Annotated in this window: 5 protein-coding genes; 3 read left to right on the top strand and 2 right to left on the bottom strand. The window is 67.2% G+C overall.

Annotated elements, in window-relative coordinates; all coding sequences use genetic code 11:
• Positions 1 to 351: 351 nt before the first annotated feature.
• Entirely contained in the window at positions 352 to 585 is a 234-nt protein-coding gene (locus ACGFZW_RS36345; protein WP_393897603.1) for a hypothetical protein, read from the bottom strand.
• A gap of 51 nt (positions 586 to 636) precedes the next feature.
• Positions 637 to 903 carry a hypothetical protein gene (locus tag ACGFZW_RS36340; RefSeq protein WP_393897602.1) on the bottom strand — a complete coding sequence of 89 codons (267 nt, stop codon included), beginning with the start codon at positions 901 to 903 and terminating at the stop codon, positions 637 to 639.
• A 272-nt stretch (positions 904 to 1,175) separates the two neighbouring features.
• Here ACGFZW_RS36340 and ACGFZW_RS36335 point away from each other — a divergent pair, with 272 nt between their 5' ends.
• From ACGFZW_RS36335 to ACGFZW_RS36325, 3 genes are all read left to right on the top strand, one after another.
• The gene (locus tag ACGFZW_RS36335) at positions 1,176 to 3,701 is read left to right on the top strand and encodes a Helicase associated domain protein (RefSeq protein WP_393897601.1); all 2,526 of its coding nucleotides are present in this window, start codon (positions 1,176 to 1,178) and stop codon (positions 3,699 to 3,701) included.
• A gap of 262 nt (positions 3,702 to 3,963) precedes the next feature.
• A complete protein-coding gene (locus ACGFZW_RS36330) occupies positions 3,964 to 4,629 on the top strand; it encodes a hypothetical protein (protein ID WP_393897600.1) in 666 nt (221 codons plus the stop codon).
• 80 nt (positions 4,630 to 4,709) lie between these two features.
• Positions 4,710 to 6,086, top strand: a complete 1,377-nt coding sequence (locus ACGFZW_RS36325) for a M1 family metallopeptidase (RefSeq protein ID WP_393897606.1) — start codon at positions 4,710 to 4,712, stop codon at positions 6,084 to 6,086.
• Positions 6,087 to 6,156: the final 70 nt, after the last annotated feature.

Here is a 6,156-nt window from a genome sequence, read left to right as displayed (position 1 = left end):
CCCGCGGAGCGGGTCCCACAGCGCTGCGCGCTGTGCAAGCGAACTCCTCCGCTCCGCGGAGGAGTTGCGCACCCGCTCCGCGGGTGCGAACCCCCCTGCTGCGCACGGGGGTTGCGGTTCGCTTCGCTCTCCGAGACCCGGCCGAGCCGGGCTGCCCCTTCCGCTGCGCTCCAGGGGCGGTCGGGCGGTCCGTCTGGTGGCTAGTCAGGGCAGCTTGATCTGGGCTGGTGTGGCGGTGGGTGGGTCCGCTTCGCTCCCCCACCCGGGGTCCTTCCGGCTTCGCCTTCAGGGCCTACGCCCGCTCACGCGGACGGGCCGGCTACAAGGGGGCGGTGGTTCGGTGGGAGGGGCCTAATCGATATACCCGGTAGCCGGATCGACCTGTCCAAGGAAATCCCGGATGGACTCTTCCAGCTCCGGGATGCTCAAGGCCCTGGCCGGCTGCACCGCAGAAGTGAAGCCGTATCCGGGGTTGGGGCCTGTCAGCCAGGTGAAGTCGTACGTGCCCCGCTGACCCGGCCGTTTGGAGACCTCGAACTTCTCCCCGTCCACCATCAGCGTCTGCCGTGCACTGCGCCTCTTCATGGCCACCAGCATGCCCGAACCTGGAGTCGCTCGTTGACCCCTACTGGATGGTCAGAAGGGGACGTCCATCCCCTGCCTGCGGATGAGGACGAGTCCATTGCTCAAACACTCACCGGCCGACGCCGCATCATTCCGGACCGGGTGGGACAGTGCCCCACCCGCTGCCGCGAAGGTCCACTGATTGCGGGAGCGTTCCGCATCAAACCTGAGGAGTGCACTGACACCATGCTCGCCCAGCCACTCCAGGATGAGCAGGGACACGTCTTCTATGCCACTGTCCGCATCAGGCTTCGGCAGCCGGTTCTTCGCTCTGGCCATACCCAAAGCCTACCGGACTGTCAGGTCTTGACGGGTCCCCCCGTGAGCTATCTTGCATCAAAACAGTAAGCGGATAGACTCTGGAATTAGAGCATCGCACCTTCGGGGCACTTCAGACCGCGTGGAGCAACCCGGAATGCCCCAAAGTCCGAATACAGGACGGCCCTCCTAAGGGGTTCGCTGTGACGGCAACTGCGAGTCTGCAGGCAGGCTTTCCGTTCAGCTGACGCTCGACTCGGCCACGCCGGCAATCAAGATGAGGTAGAGCGGATATGGCGAAGAAGGACCTCTGGCCCCACCAACGAGAAGCCGTCGACGCCGTCATCCGCGCCCTCGAATTGCCTGCAAGATCACTTGTGCCTGAGCGAGGACTCCGGACGCAGGTGATCATGGCGACCGGGACCGGGAAGACCCGGGTGGCGGTCCGCAGCGCGCAGGAGCTCCACGCGGGCCGCGTGCTGGTGCTCGTACCCTCGCTGGACCTGCTCACCCAGACCGAAGCTGCATGGCGCGAGGGAGGCCTCAGGGGGCCGATGATCGGAGTCTCCTCCCTGCGGGGCGAGGAGGCCGGCTTCCCCAACACCACAGACGCGGACGAGCTCGTGCAGTGGACCCGCGGCCTGGACAAGGTCACCGTGTACGCCACCTACGCCAGCCTCGGCCTCGGCACACTGGAGCGGGCTTACGCTGCGGGTTTGGCGGCTTGGGACCTGATCGTTGTGGACGAAGCCCACCGGGTTTCGGGCCGGATCGGGAAACCGTGGGCGGTCGTCCACGACAACCAGAAAATCCCGGCCCTGCGCCGGTTGTACATGACGGCCACGCCCCGGCTGTGGCAGCTCGGGGACGAGGACGAGACCGGCGCACCGGGCGAGCTGGTCGCTAGCATGGAAGACGACCCCGAGGGCCCCTTCGGCAGCAGAGCGTTCACCTTGACGCTCTCGGAAGCCATCGACCGGGGAATCTGCGCCCCCTACCAGGTCGTATGCGTGGATGTGACGGACACACAGTTCCAGGCCGCTCTGCTGCTCGGCGCGGAAGGCCGGTCGGACGAGGTGCGCGGCGCGCGCCTCGCTGCCCTGCAGACCGCGCTGGTCGAGGCGTCATCGGAGGAGGGCTTTCGCAGGACGCTCGTCTTTCACCATCTGACGCGGGAAGCCGAAGCTTTCGCGGCCGGCCTGCCCGACGTCGCCGCCCAGCTGCACGCCAGTGACCCCGAGCTCTACCCGCGCACGATCTGGGCGGACTGGCTGTGTGGAGAGCACAAGCCCCTCCACCGCCGCCGGGTGCTGGGTGAGTTCGCCGACGGGATCGCAGGCGACGGCACGGTCGTGGAAAAGGGCTACCTGGGGTCCGTGAAGGTCCTCGGGGAAGGCGTCGACACCAAGAACTGTGACTCCGTGTACTGGGCGGATGTGCGCGGGGCCATGCCGGACCTGGTCCAAGCGGTGGGCCGGGCTCTGCGGATGCAGCCGGGCGAGGGCAAGGTCGCCAGCCTCGTCGTGCCGGTGCTCCTGGGCCCCGGCGAGACAGCGGACAACATGCTGACCTCGAAGGCGTACGGCGGGTTGGCGAAGCTTTTGGAAGCGCTCAGGGCGCACGACGCCAGGGTCGTGGAGGCGTTGGCCGAGCAGCAGGCTCCCAGCCGCTACAAGCCCATCCAGAAGGACGCAGAGGGCAAAGAGCAGGACGCCGGTGGGGACGGGGGCGGGGGGCCTTCGGCTCCGGCGAAGGCGCTGCTGAAGTTCTCCACGCCACGCGACCCCGCGCAGCTGGCAGCATTCATCAACCTCCGCGTCCTCAACCCCGAACACGAGCACTGGCGGCGCGGCGTGGAGGCTGCCGTGATCTATGCCCGCGAGCACGGGGACCTGCGGGTGCCGTTCACGTTCCGCGTCCCGACCGGACAGGACGCGAAGACGGCCGGGTGGCCGGCCTCACTGGCGAACTTCCCACTGGGGCAGTGGACCGCCGACGCCAGGAGGTTCTACGCCCGCGGCGACATGGACGCCGACCGCATCGAGCAGCTGGAGAAGCTCGGCATGATCTGGTCCCACCACGACGTCGCCTGGGAGCAGGGCCTGACCGCCGCCCGCGCATGGGCCGCCGAACACGGGCACCTCCTGGCCCCGCTGGACGCCACGCACCAGGGGACGGCGGTGGGGATCTGGCTGAAGAACCAGCGGGCCGCCGCCCGCAAGGCTGAGCAGATCGAGCAGCGGCGCGCCGAGGGTCTGCCCGTGGAGTCGTCGGCGGGGGCGCTGACGCAGGCGCGGCGTGAGCAGCTGGAGGAGATCGACGCGTCCTGGTGCCCCGCCTGGCCGGTGACCTGGCAGCGCTCCTTCCACCTGACCCGGCTGCACCTGGGCGCCGGTGAGGCGCTACCCACCGAGGCAGGCGAAGTCGTACGCCAAGGCGAGGACCTGGGGCGGTGGGTGACGTCGGTCCGGCTCGGGTGGGACAACCTGAGCACAGTGCAGCAGTGGCTGTGCGAGCACGTCCTCGGCATCGAGCCCGCAACCGAGGACGAAAAACCCAAGCCCCGCACCAGCCAGGCACAGAAATGGGCCATGCACCTCACCGCCGCCCAGCAGTACTACGAACGCGAAGGACACCTTCGCGTACCGCGCATACACATCGAGACGGTCACCCTGAGCACGGCCCACGGTGGGGGCCAGGAGCAGCGGGAGGTACAGCTCAAGCTCGGCGCCTGGGTCGGGAATCAGCGCTCGCGGGCCGCGACACTGACCCCCGAGCGGGTCGAACAGCTATCCGCGGTCGGGATGCGGTGGGCGTGAGGGGCGTCGTCCGACCCATGTAGCAGTGATAAACATTCGACGGTCGCGGCCGTGACGAGCCCTGCGCCGCGACCGCCGCAGTTCTGCCCTTCACCACCCCGGCGACATTCGCAACGATAGCGGCCCAGCACACCCGGCCAAGTAGCAGTGCAGGCAAACGACGCCCCTCAACTTGCGCCTCTCCCATCGCGAAGCGGTGGAACCAACCGGTGGTTTGCGGGTTCTCACTCCTGGAGTCGTGTCATCGATTGGAGACCACAGAATGAGACCTCGTACGGGGAACGGCCATGTGCTGCGGCACGCGGCAGTGGCTGCAGCAGCAGCCGCGGGGTTCTTAGCCGTTTCGGCGTGCGGCACCCACGGCACACCCAGCTCCGACGCCGCGCCGGCTTCCAGTCCGGCTGGAGAGCGTCCCGCAGCCTCGTCTGACTTCACGAGGGCCTATGCGGCGGGATACGAGCAGGGCAAGAAGCTCTACCACGACGGCGGCAAGGGCGTCGCCGTGCGTGAGGTGGTGTGGGGCGGGTGTGCCCGTCGTGCCCTTGACGCAGGAGCCAGGGCCGACCAGGACCGTGGGGCCTGGGTGAAAGGCTGTCAGGACGGGGTCAGCGACACCCCGCGGCACCCCCCGGCCCATCCCCTGACCAAGCGGGAGTCGAACCCGCGGCTCCTGAAAGACTTCCGCGCGTGGGTAAAGGCCGAGGGCGATACGGCGACCACCCGTCATGCCAGGAGTGTCTTCACCGTCGAACTCGTCGGCCCTGACTACGACGTTGAAGTGTCCACCGACTACAGCTCACGGACCAAGGCCGAGGCATTCGCCGGCACCTTCGCGCAGTGGTGGGACGCAGATGACGGCCCCGGGGTGGCAAGGAGCCTCATCATTCTCGACGCCCACGACCGGCGCATCGTCACCAAGCGACTGTGAAGGCGGCATTCATCTCTCCCCGTTCACAACCCTTCCCTCGCTGGGCACGCTGGGCTCCGGTCGCGGTGCTCCTGGTGACCATGAGCACCGCCTGCACCAGTTCATCTCCGCACCCCGCAAGGGCCTCGGATCCGAAGCCCGGCGCGGCTGGAGTGGGTGACCGCCTCTTCCCGTCGCTCGGCAATGGCGGCTACAAGGTGGCGCACTACGACCTGACCCTTGGCTACGTTCCCGAGACCAACCACCTCAAGGGCACCGCGGTCATCACCGCGCACGCCACCGAGGACCTGAGCCGCTTCAACCTCGACTTCGCCGGACTCAAGGTGCGCAATGCCACGGTGAACGGCACCGGCGCCCGCTTTGCCCGCAAGAAGAACGAGCTTACGCTGACGCCCACGAAGGCGATCAAGGACGGCGAAACCTTCAAGGCCACCATCGCGTACGACGGCACACCCAGAATGATCGAGGACGCCGACGGGGCAGTGGAAGGCTGGATCGAGACCGACGACGGCTCAACCGCCTTGGGCCAACCGGCCGGCTCCATGGCTTGGTACCCGGGCAACCACCACCCCTCGGACAAGGCCACGTATGACATGACGGTCACCGTCCCGAAGGACGAGGACGGCGACCCCTACGACGCGATCGCCAACGGGATGCTACTGAAGGAGGAGGACAAGGGCGATCGAGTCACCCGGCACTGGCGCAACACGGAGCCCATGGCGAGCTACCTCGCCAACGTGACCGTCGGCTACTTCGAGATAACCAAGAATCGGACCGATGACGGCCTGCCAATCTACCTAGCCGTGGATCCGGATGAGGCCGAGGCAGCCGAAGACGTAGGGGACCTGGTGCCGCAGGTCACCGACTGGGCGAGCAAGCGCTTCGGGCCGTACCCCTTCTCCTCCACGGGCGCCATCGTCGACCACCTCCCCGATCTCGACTACGCCTTGGAAACCCAGACCAAGCCGTACTTCGACTCCGCTCCCGATGAGAAGCTGCTGGTGCACGAGCTTGCACACCAGTGGTTCGGCAACTCAGTCACCCCGCGCGCGTGGAAGGACATGTGGCTCAACGAAGGCTTCGCCAACTACGCGGAGTGGCTCTGGGAAGAGGACCAAGGCGGCAAGACGGCGCAGGAGACCTTCGAGTCCTTCTACGACGGCACCCACCCCGAAAGCGACGGCATCTGGGCCTTCGCCCCGACCGATCCGCCCAGCGCCGCACACGTCTCCGATCCCCCCGTCTACGGGCGCGGCGCCATGGTGGCACACAAGGTCCGTGAGGCAGTCGGTGACAAGACGTTCTTCGACATTCTCCGCACCTGGACCAAGCAGCACCGCCACAAGAATGCCGACACCCAGCAGTTCATCATGCTGTGCGAGCAGAAATCCGGAAAGGACCTGTCCCAGGTCTTCGACACCTGGCTCTTCAACAAAAAGAAACCCACCGGTATCTGACGCTCGGCTTCTGGCGACAGGACACCGTGATGGCTCCGGCACTTGGCGGCGGCTGCCTCCGTCGAAGCTA

The organism is Streptomyces sp. NPDC048248 (assembly GCF_043201875.1).
Taxonomy (GTDB): Bacteria; Actinomycetota; Actinomycetes; order Streptomycetales; family Streptomycetaceae; genus Streptomyces.
Note: the sequence above shows the minus strand (reverse complement) of the source record. Positions and strands in the feature narration are given on the sequence as shown.

Coding starts and splice junctions, on each gene's coding strand:
- ACGFZW_RS36345 (WP_393897603.1), bottom strand. CDS start 585: ATGAAGAGGCGCAGTGCACGGCAGACGCTGATGGTGGACGGGGAGAAG.
- ACGFZW_RS36340 (WP_393897602.1), bottom strand. CDS start 903: ATGGCCAGAGCGAAGAACCGGCTGCCGAAGCCTGATGCGGACAGTGGC.
- ACGFZW_RS36335 (WP_393897601.1), top strand. CDS start 1,176: ATGGCGAAGAAGGACCTCTGGCCCCACCAACGAGAAGCCGTCGACGCC.
- ACGFZW_RS36330 (WP_393897600.1), top strand. CDS start 3,964: ATGAGACCTCGTACGGGGAACGGCCATGTGCTGCGGCACGCGGCAGTG.
- ACGFZW_RS36325 (WP_393897606.1), top strand. CDS start 4,710: ATGAGCACCGCCTGCACCAGTTCATCTCCGCACCCCGCAAGGGCCTCG.